15 protein-coding genes and 1 pseudogene are annotated in these 22370 nt (G+C 42.5%); 15 read left to right on the plus strand and 1 reads right to left on the minus strand.

All coding sequences use genetic code 11. From position 1 onward, the window contains the following. Positions 1-3: 3 nt before the first annotated feature. The gene (gene carA / locus HDC92_RS09670; protein ID WP_012780873.1) at positions 4-1116 is read right to left on the minus strand and encodes a glutamine-hydrolyzing carbamoyl-phosphate synthase small subunit; all 1113 of its coding nucleotides are present in this window, start codon (positions 1114-1116) and stop codon (positions 4-6) included. Positions 1117-1368: 252 nt separating this feature from the next. Here carA and panB point away from each other — a divergent pair, with 252 nt between their 5' ends. From panB to HDC92_RS09745, 15 genes and pseudogenes are all read left to right on the plus strand, one after another. After that, positions 1369-2184: a 3-methyl-2-oxobutanoate hydroxymethyltransferase gene (panB, locus tag HDC92_RS09675; protein WP_012780874.1), complete on the plus strand. Its 816-nt coding sequence runs from the start codon at positions 1369-1371 to the stop codon at positions 2182-2184. Next, positions 2184-2870 (plus strand): RluA family pseudouridine synthase, encoded by a 687-nt coding sequence (locus HDC92_RS09680; protein WP_183874059.1) that lies wholly within the window; start codon positions 2184-2186, stop codon positions 2868-2870. The genes panB and HDC92_RS09680 overlap by 1 nt, the downstream gene beginning before the upstream one ends. A gap of 343 nt (positions 2871-3213) precedes the next feature. Then, positions 3214-3849, plus strand: coding sequence for an RNA polymerase sigma factor (locus HDC92_RS09685; protein WP_183874061.1), 636 nt, complete (start codon positions 3214-3216; stop codon positions 3847-3849). Between the two features lie 97 nt (positions 3850-3946). Next, positions 3947-5143 (plus strand): FecR family protein, encoded by a 1197-nt coding sequence (locus tag HDC92_RS09690; protein ID WP_183874063.1) that lies wholly within the window; start codon positions 3947-3949, stop codon positions 5141-5143. A 191-nt stretch (positions 5144-5334) separates the two neighbouring features. Then, entirely contained in the window at positions 5335-8799 is a 3465-nt protein-coding gene (locus HDC92_RS09695) for a SusC/RagA family TonB-linked outer membrane protein (protein WP_238326536.1), read from the plus strand. Positions 8800-8811: 12 nt separating this feature from the next. Next, positions 8812-10740: a RagB/SusD family nutrient uptake outer membrane protein gene (locus HDC92_RS09700; RefSeq protein WP_183874066.1), complete on the plus strand. Its 1929-nt coding sequence runs from the start codon at positions 8812-8814 to the stop codon at positions 10738-10740. Positions 10741-10769: 29 nt separating this feature from the next. Then, the gene (locus tag HDC92_RS09705; RefSeq protein ID WP_012780880.1) at positions 10770-12017 is read left to right on the plus strand and encodes a DUF5000 domain-containing lipoprotein; all 1248 of its coding nucleotides are present in this window, start codon (positions 10770-10772) and stop codon (positions 12015-12017) included. A 22-nt stretch (positions 12018-12039) separates the two neighbouring features. After that, on the plus strand, positions 12040-13305 hold the full coding sequence (locus tag HDC92_RS09710) for a DUF4998 domain-containing protein (protein ID WP_183874068.1): 1266 nt from the start codon (positions 12040-12042) through the stop codon (positions 13303-13305). A 162-nt stretch (positions 13306-13467) separates the two neighbouring features. Beyond that, positions 13468-14922, plus strand: a complete 1455-nt coding sequence (locus HDC92_RS09715) for a DUF4998 domain-containing protein (RefSeq protein ID WP_183874070.1) — start codon at positions 13468-13470, stop codon at positions 14920-14922. A 62-nt stretch (positions 14923-14984) separates the two neighbouring features. Further along, positions 14985-16562 (plus strand): putative Ig domain-containing protein, encoded by a 1578-nt coding sequence (locus HDC92_RS09720; protein ID WP_255484497.1) that lies wholly within the window; start codon positions 14985-14987, stop codon positions 16560-16562. A gap of 2 nt (positions 16563-16564) precedes the next feature. Then, on the plus strand, positions 16565-17038 hold the full coding sequence (locus tag HDC92_RS09725; protein WP_012780884.1) for a hypothetical protein: 474 nt from the start codon (positions 16565-16567) through the stop codon (positions 17036-17038). Continuing rightward, complete coding sequence (locus HDC92_RS09730) at positions 17035-18714, plus strand: glycoside hydrolase family 28 protein (protein WP_183874074.1); 1680 nt, start codon at positions 17035-17037, stop codon at positions 18712-18714. The genes HDC92_RS09725 and HDC92_RS09730 overlap by 4 nt, the downstream gene beginning before the upstream one ends. Positions 18715-18717: 3 nt before the next feature. After that, complete coding sequence (locus tag HDC92_RS09735; RefSeq protein ID WP_183874076.1) at positions 18718-19245, plus strand: hypothetical protein; 528 nt, start codon at positions 18718-18720, stop codon at positions 19243-19245. Continuing rightward, the gene (locus HDC92_RS09740; protein WP_183874078.1) at positions 19211-21574 is read left to right on the plus strand and encodes a carboxypeptidase-like regulatory domain-containing protein; all 2364 of its coding nucleotides are present in this window, start codon (positions 19211-19213) and stop codon (positions 21572-21574) included. The genes HDC92_RS09735 and HDC92_RS09740 overlap by 35 nt, the downstream gene beginning before the upstream one ends. 308 nt (positions 21575-21882) lie before the next feature. Next, positions 21883-22370 (plus strand): annotated as a pseudogene (locus HDC92_RS09745) (hypothetical protein); the annotation flags it as partial.

A 22370-nucleotide genomic window follows, 5' to 3' on the forward strand; every position in this document is an offset into this window, starting at 1 on the left:
GGATTACCAGGTCAGTTCGCCCTTAATCATTCCAATGAAATCATCGAAAAGGTAGCGCGAATCGTGAGGGCCCGGAGAAGATTCAGGATGATATTGTACTGAAAATGCTTTTTTACCTTTTACACGGATACCTTCGATAGACTGGTCATTTAAATTAACGTGGGTTATTTCTACCTTGTCAGAGCTTCTTACTTCATCAGGGATCACACCAAAACCATGGTTCTGCGAAGTTACCTCGCAGTGATTTTTAATGATGTTTTTTACAGGATGGTTTAAACCACGGTGACCGTTAAACATTTTCATGGTACCAATTCCGTTGGCCTCAGCAAGTAACTGATGGCCTAAGCAAATGCCAAACATCGGCTTTTCGGCTGCTAAAACTTTTTTTACCGTCTCTATGGCATAAGGCATAGCCGAAGGGTCGCCAGGGCCGTTAGAAATAAAATAACCATCTGCACCCCATTTGTCCATCTCTTCAAAACTGGTTTTTGCCGGGAAAACCTGGACATAGGCATCCCTGCTGTCAAAGTTGCGCAGGATGTTCTTTTTAATACCCAGATCTAAAGCTGCTATTTTATAAGTGGCCTCAGGCGAACCATAGAAATAAGGTTCTTTGGTCGAAACCTGCGAAGACAGCTCCAGTCCGTCCATAGAAGGCACTTCAGCAAGTTTAGCTTTTAGTTCTTCCAGATCAGTAATTTCAGAAGAGATGATCGCATTCATTGCTCCCTTATGCCTGATGTGACGTACCAGTGCACGGGTATCTATATCGGAAATACCAACAATGTTTTCATTCTGAAAATAATCCTGTATAGATTCTGAAGCTTCTTTACGGCTGAAACCGATGTTGTAGTTTTTACAAACCAGTCCTGCAATTTTAATGCTGTCCGATTCGATCTCTTCTTTGTGTATCCCGTAATTTCCAATATGCGCATTGGTGGTTACCATGATCTGACCGAAGTATGAAGGATCAGTAAAAATTTCCTGATATCCAGTCATTCCGGTGTTAAAACAGATCTCGCCAGTGGTAGTGCCTATTTTTCCGGCAGCTTTACCGTAATATACAGTTCCATCGGCCAGTAACAAGATAGCAGGTAACTTGGTGTAGTTAGTCATCGTAATTATAATGAGAAATTAGGGGTTTGAAAAAAGATAAAAAGGGGGATTCTGCTGCGGTTTTGATGCCGTTTATGTCTTTAACAAATGTGCTGTTAATTAACCCCTTCATTTCAGGGTACAAAGATAGGAGTTTGTGGGGTTTTATTCAAGATATTTTTTGAGATAGTAAGAGTACATTGTCACAAAAACAATAAAACAGTCTTTATTTCGATTGTAAAAACTAATTTTGCTTTAACAAAAAATAAAAGTATGTCGGTAAATAAAGAAGTAAAGCGAATAACGACTCATATATTACAGGAAATGAAACAGCATGGCGAAAAAATCTCTATGTTAACAGCTTACGATTTCTCTATGGCAACCATTCTGGACGATGCCGGACTGGATGTCTTATTGGTTGGGGATTCAGCTTCCAATGTAATGGCAGGTCATGAAACCACACTTCCGATCACCCTAGACCAGATGATTTATCATGCGGCTTCTGTTGTCAGGGGTGCTGCACGTGCTTTTGTAGTTGTAGATCTTCCCTTTGGTTCCTATCAGGGAAATTCTAAAGAAGCCCTGAACTCTGCCATCCGAATCATGAAAGAGTCTGGTGCACATGGGGTAAAGCTGGAGGGAGGAACAGAGGTAGTGGATTCTATACAACGCATCATTACTGCAGGTATTCCGGTGATGGGACATTTAGGCCTTACCCCCCAGTCTATTTATAAATTTGGTACTTATACCGTTAGGGCGAAAGGTGAGGCTGAGGCTGATAAACTGAAAAGCGATGCCCTGGCCTTACAGGAAGCCGGTTGCTTTGGTATAGTCCTGGAAAAGATCCCCGCCAAACTGGGTGCAGCAGTTTCCAAAAGTCTTCATATCCCAACTATAGGTATTGGTGCAGGGCCTGATTGTGATGGGCAGGTACTTGTGGTGAACGACATGATCGGCCTGACCAAAGGGTTTAAGCCCCGTTTTTTACGTCAGTATTTAAATCTCTATGATGGCATTAAAGATGCAGCGCAGGCTTATATCAGGGATGTTAAGGGCAATGATTTTCCAAACGAAAAGGAACAGTATTAATGCCGGTAACTGATAAAGATGTATTGTATGAGGATAATCACCTGATTGCAGTATGTAAAAAGGCGGGGGATATTGTACAGATTGACGAAACGGGGGATGAGCCTTTGGATGAGCAGGTAAAAAAATACCTGGCAATAAAATACAATAAACCCAATAGTGCTTTTCTGGGTGTGGTACACCGGCTGGACCGGCCCGTTAGCGGCGTAATTTTATTTGCTAAAACCAGCAAGGCCCTGGAAAGGATGAATGCCATTTTTAAAAACCGGGAAGTAAAAAAGACCTACTGGGCCGTAGTACGTAAAAAGCCGGTAAAAACATCGGGTACCCTGATCCACTGGCTGATCAAAAACCCTCAGAAGAATGTGGTCACTGCTTATGCCGAAGAAGTTCCGGGCAGCCAGCGTTGTGAATTGAGCTACCGGTTAATTGGAACTTTAAACGATTATTATTTAATTGAGGTAGACCCGCTTACGGGGCGTTCGCACCAGATTAGGGTTCAGTTGTCTACCATGGGCTGTCCTATTGTAGGCGACAACAAATATGGTTATCCCAGGGGAAGCCGCAAAGGCTGTATCTGCCTGCATGCACGACGGCTGCAGTTTATTCACCCCGTAAAAAAGGAGCCGGTAAATATATTTGCCAAATTGCCTGTTGATGGCTTCTGGGAAAAGTTTGAGGGATTTTAAACATTCCTTTTTTATTACCTTAAATTCCTTTCCATTGCTTCTTTATCGGCCTGTTTTTCTGCTGTTCTGTAAAAAAATGCCAAGATGTTTGAGAACTAAGCACATTAAGCAGAATTTTATTCCTGTGCCGATATGTAATTTTATTTTAATTAACCAAATGTAAACCATTCCTTATACCTGAGTGCTCCTGCATTGGTATAAAGAATATGATTTTATTGCCTATGCACGCTTTTCCTATCTAAAGATAATGAAGGCTTTCCGGATATTATCTGGAACAGCTGATTGCCTGAATAACCAACAGGTACTTTGAACAATAAATCCTAAACTAAACCAAACCAAAATTATGACGTTGTGCTTTGAAAGCCTTAATGTGATTAAAAAAGGCAATGACGCTTTATCGATCAAAGCGTTGTTGATTAAATTGACCAACCATGATCATCATTCTTTTCATGAACTTTACAACAGGTTTAGTGTGCAGCTCTATGCAAATATTTTAAGAATGGTAAGGGATCAGGATCTGGCACAGGAGATTTTGCAGGATGTGTTTGTAAAAGTATGGGAAAAACGCGAACTTATTGACCCAGAAAAGCCTTTTAATGCTTATTTGTTCCGGATTGCCAAAAATACGGTTTACGATCATTTCCGGAAAATAGCGATGGAAAAGAAGCTGGAAATACATATGCTTAGCAATGGCACCGAAACCTACAGCCATATCGAAGAAGAACTTATTTATAAAGAAAGCAGTCAGCTATTTTTAAATGCCATTGATAAGCTTTCACCACAGCGAAAACAGGTATTTACTTTATGTAAACTGGAGGGTAAGAGCTATCATGAGGTGAGTAACCTGCTGAGCATCTCTACTTCAACAGTGAGCGACCATCTGTTGAAGTCAAACAAATTTATCCGGGCCCAGTTGCTGATCTCAGATCCGGTAGTTTTTGTGCTGATAGGGTATGTGTTTAATATCATGAATTTTTAGGCGCATTCAGGTCTGGAAAAAAAAGAAAAAAAATAACATTCAGAGCAGGGACTTTGTCGCGCCCAACCGTATTATCTGTAAATGGCATATATACCAAATGGATAAACAGCGGGAAGAGCTCACATTATTATTTAAACGTTACCTGGCAAATGAATGTTCTGAAGAAGAAGAACAGGTATTTCTGGAACTGTTAAGGTCTGGGGAACATGAAGTGTTCTTCAAGGATTTGATCGATAGCGAGCTAAAACAGCAGCCTGATCCACAGTTTAAGGATTTGCCCCAGGTTAAAGAAGATTTAGCGCAAACGAAGCGGCAGATTCTTCTGCAGATCAATGCCGGGAAAATTCATCAACATCCTGCTAAAAAGAGATTATGGTTTAAAATAGCGGCCGTATTATTATTGTTTGCCGGGGCCATATTCTTTAAAGTACATTTAGACACACAAAACCTGCCAGCAGACGTGGCACCTGGCGGAAATAAAGCCATTTTAACCCTCGCCGATGGATCGGAGATCATCTTAGATCAGGTAGGTAAAGGTAACCTGGCTCGGCAGGCCGGTGTTCAGGTTGTTAAAACTACAAATGGACAGCTGGTATACACCGTCAAGGAAAGTTACAATTCGGATAAGGGTATAGCGGGCAATTTAACCAATACCATTTCAACACCAAGAGGTGGACAATATCAGGTAAATCTACCCGACGGTACCCGGGTTTGGCTCAATGCCGCGTCCTCGCTCAGATTCCCCTTAAGTTTTGCTAAACTGAATGAACGAAAGGTCGAGTTGAAAGGAGAAGCTTATTTTGAAGTAGAAAAGGATGCTACAAAGCCCTTTATAGTTCGGTCAGACCGGCAAACCGTACAGGTATTGGGTACTCATTTTAACATCAATTCTTACGAAGATGAGCCGGATACCAAAACTACCTTATTGGAAGGTGCTGTAAAAGTTACTGCATTAAGCGGAGCAAAGAGCGAACAGGCTTTCTTAAAACCCGGACAACAGTCGCGTATCAGCTCTGGTTCAAAACCTATAAATGTCATGCGGGTAGATCCTATGGCCGAGATCGCCTGGAAAAACGGGCAGTTCTTTTTTGAAAATGAATCTATTGAAAATATTATGAAGCAGATTTCGCGCTGGTATGATGTAGAGGTGGTTTATGAGGATGATGTAGCAGGCAAAACTGTGTGGGGTTCAGTAACACGCTACGCAAATGTATCGAAGGTATTGTCCATACTGGAATTAACAGGGGAAATCCATTTTAAAGTTGAAGGAAGGAGGATCATTGTGCACAAATAATTTTACCTAAAAATAGTACAAATCCGTGACTCAGATTGCCCTCGGAGCCACGGATAATATCAGGCTTTTGCTAAAAATGTCTTTACAATTAACAATTATAACCAATAAACCCAATAACCAAATGTATGAATTTTTACGATCTATTTAGGTCTGCATCCAGTGTACGCAGAGCTAATCAAATATTGCGTATTATGAAGTTGATCATCATCATCATGACTACACTGTTAATGGAGGCAAGTGCCTCAGGCTTTGCCCAGAAGATAACTTTTTCTCAGAAGGGCAGCTCCATTAAAACAGTATTTAAAGAAATTACAAAACAAACCGGCTACCAGGTAATCTGCGATGGCGAACTGATTAAGGCCGCCCGGGCAGCTGATGTCAGCTTTACAGATGCCAGCTTACAAGAGGTATTTGACGAGTTTTTTCCAAAAAGGTCCATCAAATGGACCATCGCGGATAAAACACTCATTATCCGAAAAGACAGCAGTCAGACGGTAACTGAAGTACCTGTCGTGGTCAAAAAAACAGACCGGGTTTATCCTGTCATGACCATTGCCAAAGAGATCAGGGGTACGGTCAGAGATACCGTTGGCCCTTTACCAGGTGTTTCTATCTCTGTTAAAGGAAAAACGCAGATCGGAACCACGACCGACCTGAATGGTAAATATATCCTTGATGTACTTGATGAAAGTGCTGTGGTTGTGTTCAGTATGGTAGGCTATGTTTCACAGGAAATTCCGGTAAGAGGGAAGACCATTATTAATGTAACCTTGAAACCTACTGATAACCAGCTTGAGGAAACTGTTATTGTTGCTTTTGGTAAACAAAAAAAAGAATCTGTTATCGGTTCCATTACCACCATCAATCCTGGTGAATTGAAGGTGCCTTCAAGTAATCTTACCACAGCCCTTGCGGGGCGTTTGGCAGGGGTTATTGCTTATCAGAGAAGTGGTGAGCCCGGAGCGGACAATGCCGAGTTCTTTATCAGGGGCGCAACCACTTTCGGTTACAAAAAAGATCCCCTGATCCTGATTGACGGTATGGAATATTCTACCCAGGATCTGGCCCAGCTTACCCTGGATGATATTGAAAGCTTTTCCATTTTGAAAGATGCTTCTGCAAATGCTTTGTATGGTGCAAGGGGTGCCAATGGTATCATCCTCATCACTACCAAACAGGGTAAAGAAGGTAAGCCAAAAATTAATATCCGTTACGAGAACTCTATATCTTCGGCAACAAAGAATGTGGAACTGGCCGATCCGATTACCTATATGCGCCTGCACAATGAGGCCTATATTACACGCCAGCCCAATGTCCCTACCCCTTATTCAAGAAGCAAAATAGACAATACCATTGCCGGTACAAATCCGGTGGTATTTCCGGCTGTAGACTGGCAGGACCAGTTGTTAAGGAACAACACCATGAACCAGCGTGTCAATTTCAATCTGGGTGGTGGCGGTCAGGTCGCAACTTATTACGTTGCAGGTGCACTTAACCAGGACAATGGTATCCTGAAAGTAGACAACCGCAATAACTTTAACAATAACATTAACCTTAAAAAGTACAATATTCGTTCTAATGTGGGGCTGAATGTATCCAAATCTACCCATGTAGATATCCGTTTGAACGGTAACTTTGAAGATTACAACGGACCTTTGGACGGTGGTCAGGGAATATACCGTAAAATTATGCGTACAAGTCCGGTACAGTTCCTGCCTTATTATCCGGTTGTTCCGGGTACCGGCGGAACGGCCAAACACATTATGTTTGGAAACCTGGAGCAGGGGCAATACCTGAACCCTTATGCCGACATGGTAAAAGGGTATAAAGAGTCTGCAAGGTCTTTAATGCTGGCACAGATAGAATTGAAGCAGGACCTGTCCTTTATTACGCCAGGCCTGGCTGTTAATGCTATGGGTAACATTAACCGTGAGTCGTTCTTTGACCTCCGGCGTCAGTATGTTCCTTTCTGGTATACTGCCGGAAGCTATGATAAGCTAACGGATACCTATAAATTAACCCCTTTAAATCCTGATTTTGGTACAGATTACCTGAATTTTGTACCAGGAGAAAAAAAGGTTTCTTCTGTTATCCATCTACAGTCGGCATTTACTTATAACAGTACCATTAAGCAAAAACATGCTTTAGGGGGTACACTGGTCTTGCTGATGGATTCCAAACTGGATGGAAACTCAAACGATTTACAGGAATCGCTGGCCTCACGTAACCTGGGGGTTTCTGGAAGGGCAACCTATAGTTACGACAACCGCTACTTTGCTGAATTTAACTTTGGTTACAATGGTTCGGAACGTTTCTATAAAACCGAAAGGTTTGGTTTCTTCCCTTCTGCAGGTCTGGCCTGGCAAATCTCCAACGAGAAATTCTTTAAACCTTATACTGACGTGATCAGCAAGCTGAAGATCCGTGGAAATTACGGACTGGTAGGTAATGACGCCATAGGTGGCAAGGACGAACGCTTCTTCTACCTTTCTGAAGTAAACATGAACAATGGAGCTATGGGGGCCACTTTTGGATCAAATGGTGGTTATTCAAGGCCAGGTATTTCTGTTGGCCGTTACGAGAACAGGGACATTACCTGGGAAACTGCAGCCAATTCCACATTCGGACTGGAGCTGGGTTTATGGAACAAGCTTGACATCATTGCAGAATATTTTACAGAACATAGATACAATATCTTAATGTCAAGAAGCTCTATCCCTAAAACCATGGGATTGCAGGGGGCTACGCCTAAAGCAAACGTTGGTGAAGCCAATTCCAAATCCTATGAACTGCAGCTGGACTACAACAATAATATTGGAAAAAACCTGATTTTAGGAGTAAGGGGTAACTTTACTTATGCTAAAAATCATTACCAGGCTTATGAAGAGCCAGAGTATGAATATCCGTGGAGGTATAGAGTGGGTTATTCCACTTCACAAACCTGGGGCTATATTGCCGAACGTCTTTTTGTAGACGATGAGGAAGTAAGAAGCTCCCCTAAGCAGAATTTTGGAAATAACCCAACAATGGGCGGCGATATCAAATATCGCGATATCAACGGAGATGGCGTGATCAACATTAATGATCAGGTGCCGATAGGTTTTCCTACAAGGCCCGAAATTATATATGGATTTGGTTTTTCCGCATCTTATAAAGGCTTCGATTTTAATGCTTTCCTGCAAGGCTCGGCACGCTCTTCCTTCTGGATAGATCCTGAAGCTACTGCACCATTTGTAGAATACCGGTCCAGCAGTACAGATCTGGTGGGGTATAAGCTTCAAAACCAATTGCTTTCGGCTTATGCCAACGACCACTGGTCTGAGCAAAACCGTAACCTTTATGCCCTATGGCCACGTTTAAGTGCTTATCCTGTGCAAAACGGAACTGGTGGATCTTTATCTTCAAACAACACCCAGACAAGTACCTGGTTTATGCGTAACGGATCATTCCTCAGAATAAAACAGATCGAGTTTGGTTATTCGCTTCCTAAAAGACTGATACAAAGGGCTAAAATAGACCGATTAAGGATTTACGCAACCGGTAGTAACCTTTTTGCCTTTAGTAAATTCAAACTATGGGATGTGGAAATGGGTGGCGAAGGATTGGGCTATCCTGTACAAAAGGTGCTGAATTTTGGTCTACAGGTAGGATTTTAATAAGAAACGATCATGAAAAAAATTAATATCATATTGCTCATTACCCTTATAGGCACTTTTATGTCCTGCAAAAAATTTCTGGATGTTGTTCCGGATAACGTTGCTACGATAGACTATGCCTTTAACCTGCGCTCATCTGCAGAAAAATATTTATTTACCTGCTATTCTTATATGCCGGCCAATGGTCATTTCAATACCAATACTGGTTTTTCGGCTGCTGATGAGATCTGGTATCCAAATCCACCAATGGATGTGAGTACCAATTTTTACAGCATCGCGTTAGGTCTGCAAAATTCCGACAACCCTTTTGGTAACTATTGGAGTGGCAGTCGTGGAGGCAAACCTTTGTTCCGCGGTATACGGGACTGTAACATTTTTTTGGACAACATCAATAAGGTAGAAGAGATGAATACCTGGGAAAAGGAACGCTGGATTGCAGAGGTGAAATTTCTGAAAGCTTATTATCATTTCTATCTGTTAAGGATGTATGGCCCCATTCCGCTGATGAAGGAGAATTTGCCAATTGCCTCTTCTCCCGAACAGGTTCAGGTACGCAGGGCACCTTTAGATAGCTGTGTAAACTATATTGTCCAGCTATTGGATGAGTCATTTGACAATCCCAATCTGCCGGAAAGTGTTGCCTCAACAGAAGTTTCAGAGCTCGGAAGGATCACCAAACCTATTGTAAAAGCTTTAAAGGCTAAAGTACTGGTTACTGCAGCAAGCCCCCTGTTTAACGGAAATCCTGAATATGCAGGTTTCAGCGACAAGCAGGGTGTACCACTTTTTACACCTGCTTATGATGCAACCAAATGGCAACGCGCTGCAGATGCTTGTAAGGAGGCTATCGACTACTGTCATGCTCAGGGCTACAGGTTAAGCACTTTCCCGGGACTGGCTACTTATGTGATCAACGATACGATCAGGAAACAACTGGAAATCCGCACAGCCATTACCCAGCGTGAAGCCAACCCGGAAGTAATCTGGGCAAATACCAACAGCAGGGCCGATGTAAACATGCAACGCTGGTCTATGCCTATCATTGCAGGTGGTGCTACCAGTGGTAGTGGCCCTAAAGGTATTCTTGCCCCTACATTGAAAATGGCTGAAATGTTTTATACGGAGCACGGACTTCCGATTAACAGCGACAAAACCTGGGACTATGCCGGACGCTATGAACTTAAGGTTGCTGCAGATAAAGACCGGTTTTATGTGAAACTGGATTCCAATACTGTAAAACTACATTTTGACAGGGAACCCCGTTTTTATGCCAGTATCGGATTCGACCGTGGTATATGGTTTGGCAACTGGGTAAACAACAACGATATTACAAAAAACCTCAATTTTGTACAGGCCAGGGCTTCAGAAATTTCGGCACGCCAGGGTATCAGTAATTTTTCTATCACAGGTTACTGGATCAAAAAACTGGTAAATATCGAGACTTTTTGTGCTGCTGACGGAAACATTACCAGCAATACCGTTACCTACCCATGGCCGGAGCTGCGGTTATCGGATCTGTATTTATTGTATGCAGAATCATTAAATGAAGTAAATGGCTACAGTCCTGCAACAACAGCATACCTGAACCTGGTAAGGGAACGGGCTGGCGTCCTATCTGTTGAAGAAGCCTGGGACAGGTTCTCTACACAGCCTGGGTACTACAACGATAAGACTAATTTAAGAAAGATCATCCATCAGGAGCGCAGCATTGAGCTGGCTTTTGAAGGCCAGCGTTTCTGGGACCTGCGCAGATGGAAAGAGGCACATAAAGATTTGAACCAGCCGGTAAAAGGTTGGGACATTACCCAAAAAAGTGCGAATTCATTTTACCGTTCGGTCTTGCTGTACAACCAATACTTCACCATGAAGGAATATTTATGGCCAATAGAGCTTGGAGAAATGCAGATCAACAAAAATCTGGTCCAAAATCCAGGCTGGTAAACAAATTATTGATCCTAAAAATTAAAAATATGAAACAGTTTAAAACGATACTTACCCTATTCATGCTGGTATCGGTGGTGATGTCTTCCTGTAAAGAAGAAACCCTTAAGCCGCTTTACGGTGAAAAAGGTGCACCCAAACCAGTTACAAATGCTTCGGTTGAAAACATTGCTGGGGGGGCTATAATTAGTTATACCCTTCCCGATGATGCAAATCTTTTATATGTAAAAGCAGAATATGAGCGCCAGGGTAAAATGGTGGTCTCGAAATCATCTTTTTACAAAAAATCAGTCCTTATTGAAGGCTTAGGTGATACCAATCCGCGCGAGGTTAAACTTTATGCAGTTGGAACTGGTGAAGAAGCATCCGCACCAATTAAAGTAACCATTAACCCCTTAGCCCCTCCAATCTTTGGCGTGATGCAGTCCCTGGCCATCAGAGAGTCCTTTGGTGGAATGAATGTGAAGTTCCTGAACCCCGCATCTACAGGCGAACGCCCCTACAATATTGTAATTGGTGTAGTGGTATGGGACGACAAGCTGAGCGAATGGAAAGATGTAGATGCCTATTATACAGGTTTGGCCTCAGGTGGTTTTTCAGTACGTGGCCTGGAAGCTAAACCCCGTAAGTTTGGCTTTTTCGTAAAAGATACCTGGGACAACCGAACAGATACTTTGCAGAAAGAAATGACGCCAATATATGAAGAGCAGTTAAAAGCAGCTGTAGATGTCAGGAAAAAATTCCCGATCCCGCAGATAAGACCGCTTCCTGTTGACGGTTCCCTGCTGGCAGAACCTGGTAACCTGAGTTCATGGCCGTTCACCAATTTATTCGACAATCAGATCGGTAACAATGGTTTTCATTCCAATGAGAAAAATCCCTTACCAGCCTGGTTCCCTATGGATTTGGGTAAAGTTACACGTTTAAGCCGCTATAAGATCTGGCAACGTATGCACGATGACAACTCGACTTATTTTTATAGCCATGGAAACCCCCACGAATGGGAAATATGGGGTACCAATACACCTGCCGATCAAAACAGCTGGGTAATGCTCGATCACCAGATCATGGTAAAACCTTCAGGATTGCCAGTCGGACAGGTATCCAATGATGATGTGGAGATTGCCCGTGCCGGTCATGAATATGAATTCCCGCTCGATGCGCCTGCGGTAAGGTATATCGCCTGGAAACACATTGATAACTGGGCATCCATACAGGGTACACTAGGTTTTCTGCATATGTCCGAGTTAAGAATATGGGGACAGATTCAACAATAAATACACTTAGATTAAAAAGATCATGTATATAAAATCAATTATCCGAAATTTCCTTTTTCTCCTGCTAGCGGGTGTGTGCTTTACCTCTTGTGAGAAAATGGACGCCACCTACAAGGATTTCCTGAATGGCGGCGAAATCGTTTACAATGGTAAGCCCGAGCTTTTACAGGTTTTTTCAGGTAACAAAAGGGTTAAATTAAAATGGTATATCGTATCAGACCCAAAAATAACCTCTGCAAAAATATACTGGAACAATCCGGCGCATATAGAAGGAGAACCTGTTATTCCGGGTCAAAGACCTGCAGGCCGCGACTCTGTTGTTCTGGCTATACAGCGGGGCAGTGGTACCGATTCAGTGCAAACATTTATTGACAGGCTGAAAGAAGGAATCTATACCTTTAGTGTTTTCATGTACGACGATAAAGGACATTCTTCAGTTAAATCTGAAGTTATTGGCGATGTATATGGCGATAATTATCAGGCATCCATTACCAACAGACCCCTTGATATGCCCCAGCTCAATATTTTAAATGGTAAGAGCGACTTATACATTCCATGGTACGGAGTAGCCCAGCAGGCAGTAAGGATAGACCTTATTTATACCAATACTGCAGGCCAGGTTAAAACTGTTCAGAAGAAAAAGATTCCCAATCCTGCCGATGCCCGCAGGGGGATGATCTGGCTGGACAGGGATACCCTGTTCAACTTTAAGGATGCGCCAGGCGCAAAGGTAAGATACAGAACTGCTTATTTGCCGGAAGAAACGGCTATCGATACTTTTTTTACAGCATATACCGATATAGGTTACAAGTATTATGTACCGCCAACCCCTCCGTCAAAAGATGAAAACCTTGCGTTAAAGAAAAAGGTAACCACCAGCAGTGGAACAGGGACTACGCTTACCGATGGAGATCGTACAAATTCAACTGTTTGGCAGCCAAGTAGTTCTGAGCGTGCTGATCTGAACGTCTGGTTCTATGTCGACCTGGGCTCTGCTGTTGATTTTAATACGGTACAGACTTATTTTATTAAAGATCCGGGTAAGATTACCTATTATGAGGTATTGTATACTGAAGCCGCAACTATAGCAACGGATACGAAATGGAAAAGAGCTTACATCAAGTTCGGTGCACCTGAAACAGAAGATATATTTGTTTCCACAAATGCAGATAATACAGCGCTTGTTAACCTGAAAGGCCGGTTTATAAAAATCAATATTGGTTTAAGAGATGAGGCCACAAATATTAACGTCTCTGAAATTGAAGTTTATAAGAAAGATAAACTATAATTAACAACCTCAGATTTGAACGCACCGGAAATACCCGATGCATCATGCTTAATCATTAAGGCCTGTAGGATCACCATCCTATAGGTCTTAATGCTAAGCTTATGGTTTTCCCCACATCAGCCGGCCTTTTTGTATGGAAAATTCTAATCCTGATTAAAAATTATGAAACTAAAATATTTTTTTCCAGCCGTACTCCTGTTAATGTTTTTTTTCCTGGTGAGCTGTAAGAAAAAAAAGATTGACCCTATTGATGAGTCAGCCGCTGCAACAATAGGAAATGTTACAGCACTAAGCATTAACAGTGGAAAATCCCGTGTAAAATTAAGCTGGAAACAACCCGCTGCATCTGCTAATGTCAGCATCGCTAAATACCGCGTATTCTGGAACAATAATACCGATTCTCTTGAACTGCCGGCACCTGCCCCAACAGAAAATGTAACAACTATAATCAATAACCTGACCGAAGGAAATTATAGTTTTTTTGTATATGCCTACAATAACAAGGGTGATAAATCACAAGGCACATCTGTGAGCGGACAGGTTTATGGTGACAAGTATGAAGCGTCATTGGTAAACCGGCCTGTAGACCAGGTAGCTCATACTGCGACAAATGGTGCAGCAATCATCAGCTGGAAAAATGCAGCAGCAGGAGCTGTTCATACAGAAGTTACCTTCACTGACAGTCAGGGCGCCAACCATAAAGTAAATGTTTTACCAACAACAGCCAGTACTACACTAACAGCGTATAAAACTGGCAGCGCTTTCTCATTCAGAACAGCATACCTGCCACAAACATCTGCTATTGATACATTTCATACTGCTTACAGCACTATGGTCGTAAATCTTGCAGGGCAGGTTGAAGAAGATAAATATGCCTCAATGATTAACCTGGAGGCAGATGGCCCTGGTGATACTTACGGACTTATAAACCGGATATTAGGTGGTACAGCTTATGAAGTGCCTGATTGTGGACACCCGGTTCCACACATTACAGAAGAATTTGAGAATGGGCTAAATAAAAATGTATTTGCTTTTTTTGCCCATGTAGCCCTTGATGACGACCGTTGTGGTGCTACTGACAGGCAAAGAACAGAAATTAAAACATATGGGTCTTCTCCATCAGCCGGAAAGGCATTTAACGGTGATGAAATGATCTTTAAATGGAAGTTTAAACTGGATGCAGCTTTTCAGTCCTCATCTGGTTTTACACATATACATCAAATCAAGGCCGGGGATGGTACCAATGAAGATTCTCCGTTAATTACCATTACACCACGTTATGGCAGTCCGGATAAACTGGAAATCATTCATACCGGCAATACTGATGCTACTACGCTTGGCAAGGTTAAAATAGTTGACCTTGCACCATTCAAAGGGAATTGGATTGAAGCTACAGAAAAAATAAAATTTGGTACACATGGTACTTATGAGCTGGTATTAAAGAAAGTAAGTGATGGATCGGTATTGTTATCGTATGCTATAAGCGATATGGATCTGTGGCGTACAGCGGCTACATTTTGCCGTCCGAAATGGGGTATATACCGCAGTTTAAGTAATGCGGTTCGGTTGAGGGATGAAAAAGTCCTTTTTGCGGATTTTGCAATTGGAAAAAAGTAAAAAGAAATTGTTGATGTTGAAAAATCAAAGGGGTTAGAAGAATGAATTGTGTTAAATCAGGTATGAAAAAATTAATCGGGTTGTTATGGGTATCCCCCTGGTATAAATGTTTTGCAGGTATCCCCATATTTTTACTTTGTGCATTAAGTGCAACAAATTTATGGGCGCAAACAAATTCAACATTTATTTTAACACCGGCAGCCAAACCGGAACCCCGTATCAACGGCCCCAGAGTATTTGGTGTCCGGCCCAATCATCCCATCTTGTTTACCATTCCGGCATCAGGCAACAGGCCTATGCAGTTCTCTGCTAAACCCCTGCCCAAAGGTGTAAAGGTAGATGCTAAAACCGGGCGCATTTCAGGATCAGTTGCCAAACCGGGTACTTATACCCTCAACATCGAAGCTTCCAATTCTCTGGGTAAAGCCAGCCGGGAATTCAAAATAATAGTAGGAGAAGAAGTGGCGCTTACGCCGCCAATGGGCTGGAACCATTACAACATCTATGGCACCAGGATTACCCAGGAACAAGTATTGACGCAGGCAAAAGCCATGGCCAGTACCGGTCTGATCAATTATGGATGGTCGTATATGAACATTGATGATGGCTGGCAGGGCAAACGTGGCGGTAAACATCATGCCATTCTTCCGGATAGCAGCCGGTTTCCGGATATGCAGCAACTGGTGGATGAGGTTCATGGTCTTGGCCTTAAAATTGGCACCTATTCTACCCCCTGGGTAGAGTCTTACGGTCACCGTACAGGTGGTTCGGCCATGAATGCCGAAGGAACATTTGAACGCACTAAAGAGAACATCCCCAGAAATAAAAAGCAGCTGCCTTATGCAATCGGGACCTATCATTTCTGGGATAATGATGCCAGACAATTTGCAGAATGGGGCTTTGATTACCTGAAGTACGACTGGAACCCTATAGAGTTAAACGAAACAAAGGCCATGTATGATGCACTCAGGAATAGTGGCCGCGACCTGGTTTACAGTTTATCCAACAGCACCCCCTTTGAAACCATTGCTGATCTGTCACAGGTATCAAATGCATGGCGTACGGGTGGCGACATTAAAGACAACTGGAAAAGTTTAAAAAGCAGGATTTTTACACAGGACAAATGGGCAAAATTTGCCAGGCCGGGTCACTGGAACGATCCGGATATGATGATATTGGGGGTGGTGGGCTGGAACTCGGCAGAAAAATGGCCCTCTAAATTAAGTCCCGATGAGCAATATACTCACATGACGGCCTGGTGCCTGATGTCGGTACCCTTGTTGCTGGGGAACGACATTTCAAAACTGGACAACTTTACCTTAAGCCTGCTCACAAACGATGAAGTGAATGCTGTAAACCAGGATCCATTAGGTAAACAGGCCATTGTAATTGCCAAAGAAGGGGATATTGGCGTAATGGCAAAAGATATGGAAGACGGGAGCAAGGCTGCAGGTCTGTTTAACCTGGCTGACGATGGAAGTCGGCAGTTAACCCTAAAATGGTCTGATCTGGGTATCAAAGGTAAATATAAACTGCGCGACCTGTGGCGCCAACAAGATCTTGGAATTTTTGAAAACGAATTTAAAACTGAAGTAGCACAACATGGAGTGGTTATGCTACGCTTGTTTCCTGTTAAATAATTATGATGAAAAAATTGTTGCTAATCGCATTTATGGCAGTAGCTGTTATTGGATGCAAAAAAGATAATTCCCAGGTGGTAAAAATGAACAACAACCTGATGGGCAAATGGTCTGTGTTGTCAAACAAGATCATTTATTATGATCAGTCTGGCCAGAAAGAATATGAAGAGGTACTGGAAAGTACCAGTATAGCAGAGCAGCTCAGTTTTATGAAAGAGCTGAAAGCCAGAGTGGTTACCCGTAGTGCTGAGGTTTTGGATACCAGGTATAACCTTGTGGAAGAGAACAATGTCATCTATATTGAACTATATGATGCAGCAATTTTTGATGCCCATATCTGGAAGATAGCTGCTGCAACCGCTACTGAGATGACCTGGACTGCGGGTTTCACAAACATTAAATATGAAGACAAGGATACGGGTGAAATTATAGAAGCACCAAAAGCTACACTTACATTAGAATTTAACAAACAATGATCAATCAGGAATCATCAGACCAGCTTTCGCGCCGCGCCTGGCTGGGCAAAGTTTCTGTTCCGGCCTTAGCACTTGGGGGAGCAGCGATGATCAGTGCCAGAATGCCGCAGGAAATACCTAAACAGGATATTTATAACATCAGGGACTACGGAGCAAAAGGGGATGGGGAAAGCCTGGATACTGTTGCCATACAAGCTGCAATTGACGCCTGTAATGCGGCAGGGGGTGGCACGGTGTTCATTCCCACAGGTGTATTCTTATCCGGAACCCTGCAGCTTAAATCCAATGTAACCTTTCATTTATCAGCCGGGGGTAAATTACTTGGAAGTCCGAAAAGAGCCCATTATACCGCAGGCAAAGGTGTGCCGGCAGGAAATGGCAACATCGTTTTTCTGTATGCAGTAAATGCAGAAAGGTTAAGCATTGAGGGTAAAGGTACCATAGACGGGAACGGACTGGCATTCTATAACGGAAAAGGCGACAATACCGGGCCCGGACAAAAAGGCATTGATGGCAATTTCGACCGTCCGCATCTCCTCATTTTTTACCAATGTACCGAACTCCGTTTACACGATGCCTTTTTACAGGCCAGCGCCTACCACTGTATCCGTTTACTGCAATGTAAACAGGTATATATAGATGGTGTAAGAATTTATAACCGTGTAAATAAAAATAACGATGGTTTTCATTTTAGCAGTTGCCAGTACGTACACATTACCAATTGCGATGTACAATGCCAGGATGATGCCTGCGCTTTGTTTGGCAGTAATAAATTTGTAACCATTACCAATTGCAGTTTTAGTACCCGCTGGTCTATATTTCGTTTTGGCGGTGGCGAATCGCAGAATATTGCAGTATCCAATTGCCTTATTTACGATACTTATGGCTGCCCGATAAAGATCAGTGCAGGGAGGGCCAGTATAGAAAATTTTAGCTTCTCCAATATCATCATGAAAAATGTAACCGGGCCCATCGGGATTGGCTTTAGTGGTACATCCGGCAACATTCAAGGAGGCAGCAATCAGGTTGCCGGCAAGCCCTTTATCCGCAACATTTCGTTTAATGGTATAAGGGCCTCTGTAGTGGCGGCACCTGTCCCTCATCCCGATATCCATTTTGAACTCAACTTTAAAGAAGGAGAAAGAAACTCCTGCATTACCCTGAATGCTATGGACGATCATTACCTCGAAAACATCAGTTTTACGGATGTGCATGTAACCTATGCCGGGGGTGGTACACTAGCTCAGGCCGGTAAACACGATGTTCCGAAAATTGCTGCCGAATATTTTGGTGTCTGGGATACGGCGCCGGGAGGTCCCCCCGCCTATGGCTTGTATGCCAGAAATGTAAAGGGTTTAACCCTGCAAAATGTACGGTTCGAATTTGAGCACAATGACAGCCGGCCCGCTATTGTTTTTGACAATGTACAGGATGCAGCTATCAATGGCTTAAGCCTACAGGGCAGTACTACTGCGCCATCCCTGTTAAGAATAGTGAATTCAAAAGACCTGCTGTTTACCGCCACCAGGGTGTTAAGCCCTTGTAAGGTGCTGCTCAGTTTAGAAGGAAAATCCAATGAAGCCATAACCATTGACGGGGGCGAATTCAGAAAGGCAATTACAAAAGTAGTTTACAGTGGAGGTGCGAATGAAAAATCTCTGAAATTAAGAACCTGAAATATGAAAAGAATAATGCTCCTGTTATTGTTTATGCCGCTTATGGGCCTAAGCCAGATCAAAACGGTCCCGGCACCTGTAAAAAAGAACCCCATTAAAAAACAGCTCATGGATTCGGTACTTTTCAAAGGCGTAAACAAGCTCCTGATAGAAAATGATAAGTCCGTTAACCAAAACTTATTCCTCCTGCAAACAGCATTGGTAAATAGAGGTTATCAGGTAAGCATTAACCGGAAGTTGTTTAGGATTTCAACAAAAGATTCTATTATAGAAGGCGGCAGGGCGGCTTATGTTTTCAATGGACAGATCAATGCCAATAGCATTGAATTAAGTGGGAAATACAATTTAAAGGCCGTAACTTCCATATTGGGAGAAAGCGATCATATTTTTAAATACGACATTGAATATTCGGGTGCAGAAAAGGCACTATCCAAAAAATTATTCGCACTTTTAATGGAAATAGCCAATGACATACATGGTAAAAAGATTTATATAGATGAAACAAGGAAAAAACGCGGTACGATTTTTTAATTTACTTGTTTTATTTATAATCCTGTTTTCCAATAACGCTGTTAAGGCACAAAAACAACCCGTTTATAGCATCTCCCAGGCCAAACAGTTCAAGACGCTGATGGATACGGTAAGGAAAGATATGCCGGTAGAGAAACTATACCTGCACCTGGACAAGTTCAATTACCTTGCGGGCGATACACTTTGGCTTAAGGCCTATTTACTGGAAGGACCTTTTTTAATGCCATCCAGCAAAAGTGGACTGTTTTATGTTGAACTGGTAAATGCTGAAAATAAAGTATTGAAACGGATGAAATTCCCGGCTAAATATGGGATGGGTTGGGGTAACATCAGCCTGGATGAAAGGGACTTGCCAACAGGCAATTACCTGCTGCGCGCCTACACCAACTGGATGCTTAATTTTGGTGAGGCCGCTGCTTATACCGCAAACATTTATATCAGTAATGCAACGTTACCGAGCAATGCTGCAGTTTTAAAAAAGGCTGTTAAAAACCTCAATACACCTCTTATTCCAAACACCGGAACTACTTTAGGCATAAATAGTTCTCCGGAAAAAGCAGATATGGAACTGACCATTACTGCTGAAGGGGAAGCTAAAAATTTATCAGGTTATTACCTTGTTGGCCAGTCCAGAGGTGTAGTTTGCTATGCCATTCCGGTTAACTTAAAAGACGGAAAGATTGTAAACGCTGTTCCAAAGAGCCTGTTCCCTACCGGTATTGCAAGGTTTACCCTTATTGATAAAAATCTGAAAGCACTGAATGAAAGGATGATCTATATTGATCAGCACGACCAGCTGACGGTCAACGTCAGTACGGTGCAGGCCGTTTACAAAAGCAGGGACAGTATTGCGCTGCGGATAAAGGTTACAGATAAGAACAATGAGCCTGTACAGGGAAGTTTCTCCCTGTCGGTAACCGATGACAGCCAGGTTGCTCAGGGGCCTACTAAAAACGGGGACCTGAATACCTATATGCTGCTTTCCTCAGAACTGCGCAATCAGCCTAAAAGTGCAGATGCATACAGCAACGGTACTGTTGCTGCCCAACAGGCATTGGATAGTCTGGCACTTACCGCTGGTTGGTTGGGCTATAACTGGAACGAGCTGTCAAACTATAAAATACCTAAATATAGCGCCGAACCGGAATTTATGATTACAGGAAAAGTAAGCTCAACTTTTTCAGGATTGGCGGGGGCAAAAGTTAGTTTATTTGTAAAAAAACCTCTACTGTTTATGGATACCGTTGCCGGCCCAGATGGAAGGTTCATTTTCAAAAACCTGCCCATTGCAGATACGGCAGTTTATAAAATACAGGCCACCAATAAAAAAGGTAAAAACTTCTTTGTGAACCTGGAAGTAGATGAATGGAAACCGCCCGTGTTCAGCCCTTTACTTGTAAATTATTCAACCGAGGCCCAGGTAAAAGACCCCGCCCTTGAGCAGAAGGTAGAAAAAGCCCTTGCGCTAAAACAACAGCAGGATAAATCTACCGGAAAGCTATTGAATGAAGTGAACATTGAAGCAAAAAAGATAGTCAAGGGTTCACATAATTTGAATGGATCAGGTGAGGCCGATCAGGTTTTAACGGAAAGCGACCTGTTAAAAGAGGGTAAAAGGCCATTATACGAGTTGCTAATGGCACGTATACCCGGTTTGGTTATGGGCAGCTATTTATATCCCCCATCTAAAATAAGAAAGTTTGGCTTGAAGCTTAAAAATCAGCTGGTTAAAATTATCATAGATGGTATAGACCTGGACCAGAGCTACGAGTACTGGCAGCTGATGGCAGATGCCGATGATTCCGCAGAAGGTTTGCAGGAGCGATATACGCACATCAAAACGAACCTTGACAATTTTACAGCCGAAGATGTGAAAGGAATAGAGGTAATGTACAATGCTTCTTATAATGTAAAATACAACAATAAGTTTTTAAGTACGGCCGAAACCTCATTTAGCGGAAAAGGTGGGCTAACCGGAGTTGGTGGTGCTTCGGGCATAGATTATACCTATATAGAAATCACCACCCGAAATGGCAGAGGGCCTTTCATGAAACAAACACCCGGAACTTACCTGTATAAACCGCTCGCTTTTTCACTGCCAAAAAAATTCTATAGCCCAAAATACCTTAACAAGGATAGTAGTGTACCCGATATCCGTTCCACTATTTATTGGGAACCCAATATCATTACCGATGAAAAAGGGGAAGCCACTGTATCATTTTATGCCGCAGGGCAACCGTCCAGTTATACCATTGCTGTGGAAGGGAGCGATATGAACGGACAGCTGGGCTCGGCACGTATGCCTGCCCTTATAAAAATAGCGCCTTAAATACTCACTTGCAGTTTGTTCTGCGTGGGCAACTTACTTATGGCTCTCTGTAAAAGGGCAGATGAGAGGAATAGATAGTTGAGTAGATTGCTTTTTTTGAATAATTTTTAATTGTAACCCCTCTGTAAATTAGTGATAATTAACCAAATGTATAACCTCTCTGGTTTGACCAACAAACTATGAACTAAAAAAACGCTGAAACCTTCGGGTATTTACTTCCTTGATACTCTTTTAAATATCCATTTTGTTAACCTCGTTAGTTCAATGTCCTAAGGGATGCTTGCTAAATAAAAATATTAATGCCTTAAATGAATAGGAAGCTGATCAATATCTTTGTGTTATTTTTAATTGTAGTTTTTTCTGCAAAAGGACAGAAAGAGGGGCATAAGCTAAATAGCTCGGATCAGCTGAAAAAACAACTGTCGGTTTATCAGGCAGAACACCCATCCAGCAATCTTTATCTTCACCTGGATAAGAATATTTATTCACCTGAAGAAAGCATCTGGTTTAAAGCTTACCTGCTCGGGGATACTTCAACAGACAATAAGGTATTGTATGTACGCCTTACCAATGAGGATAAAGAGGCCGTGCTGAGGGGGCAGTTCCCCATGTATGATATCCGTGGAAACGGAAGCATTTCATTGTATACCAAAGATAAGGATGAGCAGTACGAAGGTCAGGCACATGGGGCTGTAAACCTTTTTATGCCCAGAATGCTTGAAGAAGGTAAATATACTTTGTATGCCTATACCGATAAGATGCTGAGCTATGGGGATACGAATGTTTTTGTGCAGCC

The organism is Pedobacter sp. AK017, assembly GCF_014200825.1.
Lineage (GTDB): Bacteria > Bacteroidota > Bacteroidia > Sphingobacteriales > Sphingobacteriaceae > Pedobacter > Pedobacter heparinus.

Coding starts and splice junctions, on each gene's coding strand:
- HDC92_RS09725 (WP_012780884.1), top strand. CDS start 16,565: ATGATGAAAAAATTGTTGCTAATCGCATTTATGGCAGTAGCTGTTATT.
- HDC92_RS09710 (WP_183874068.1), top strand. CDS start 12,040: ATGTATATAAAATCAATTATCCGAAATTTCCTTTTTCTCCTGCTAGCG.
- HDC92_RS09705 (WP_012780880.1), top strand. CDS start 10,770: ATGAAACAGTTTAAAACGATACTTACCCTATTCATGCTGGTATCGGTG.
- panB (WP_012780874.1), top strand. CDS start 1,369: ATGTCGGTAAATAAAGAAGTAAAGCGAATAACGACTCATATATTACAG.
- carA (WP_012780873.1), bottom strand. CDS start 1,116: ATGACTAACTACACCAAGTTACCTGCTATCTTGTTACTGGCCGATGGA.
- HDC92_RS09740 (WP_183874078.1), top strand. CDS start 19,211: ATGAAACAAGGAAAAAACGCGGTACGATTTTTTAATTTACTTGTTTTA.
- HDC92_RS09695 (WP_238326536.1), top strand. CDS start 5,335: ATGAAGTTGATCATCATCATCATGACTACACTGTTAATGGAGGCAAGT.
- HDC92_RS09690 (WP_183874063.1), top strand. CDS start 3,947: ATGGATAAACAGCGGGAAGAGCTCACATTATTATTTAAACGTTACCTG.
- HDC92_RS09680 (WP_183874059.1), top strand. CDS start 2,184: ATGCCGGTAACTGATAAAGATGTATTGTATGAGGATAATCACCTGATT.
- HDC92_RS09685 (WP_183874061.1), top strand. CDS start 3,214: ATGACGTTGTGCTTTGAAAGCCTTAATGTGATTAAAAAAGGCAATGAC.
- HDC92_RS09730 (WP_183874074.1), top strand. CDS start 17,035: ATGATCAATCAGGAATCATCAGACCAGCTTTCGCGCCGCGCCTGGCTG.
- HDC92_RS09735 (WP_183874076.1), top strand. CDS start 18,718: ATGAAAAGAATAATGCTCCTGTTATTGTTTATGCCGCTTATGGGCCTA.
- HDC92_RS09720 (WP_255484497.1), top strand. CDS start 14,985: ATGAAAAAATTAATCGGGTTGTTATGGGTATCCCCCTGGTATAAATGT.
- HDC92_RS09700 (WP_183874066.1), top strand. CDS start 8,812: ATGAAAAAAATTAATATCATATTGCTCATTACCCTTATAGGCACTTTT.
- HDC92_RS09715 (WP_183874070.1), top strand. CDS start 13,468: ATGAAACTAAAATATTTTTTTCCAGCCGTACTCCTGTTAATGTTTTTT.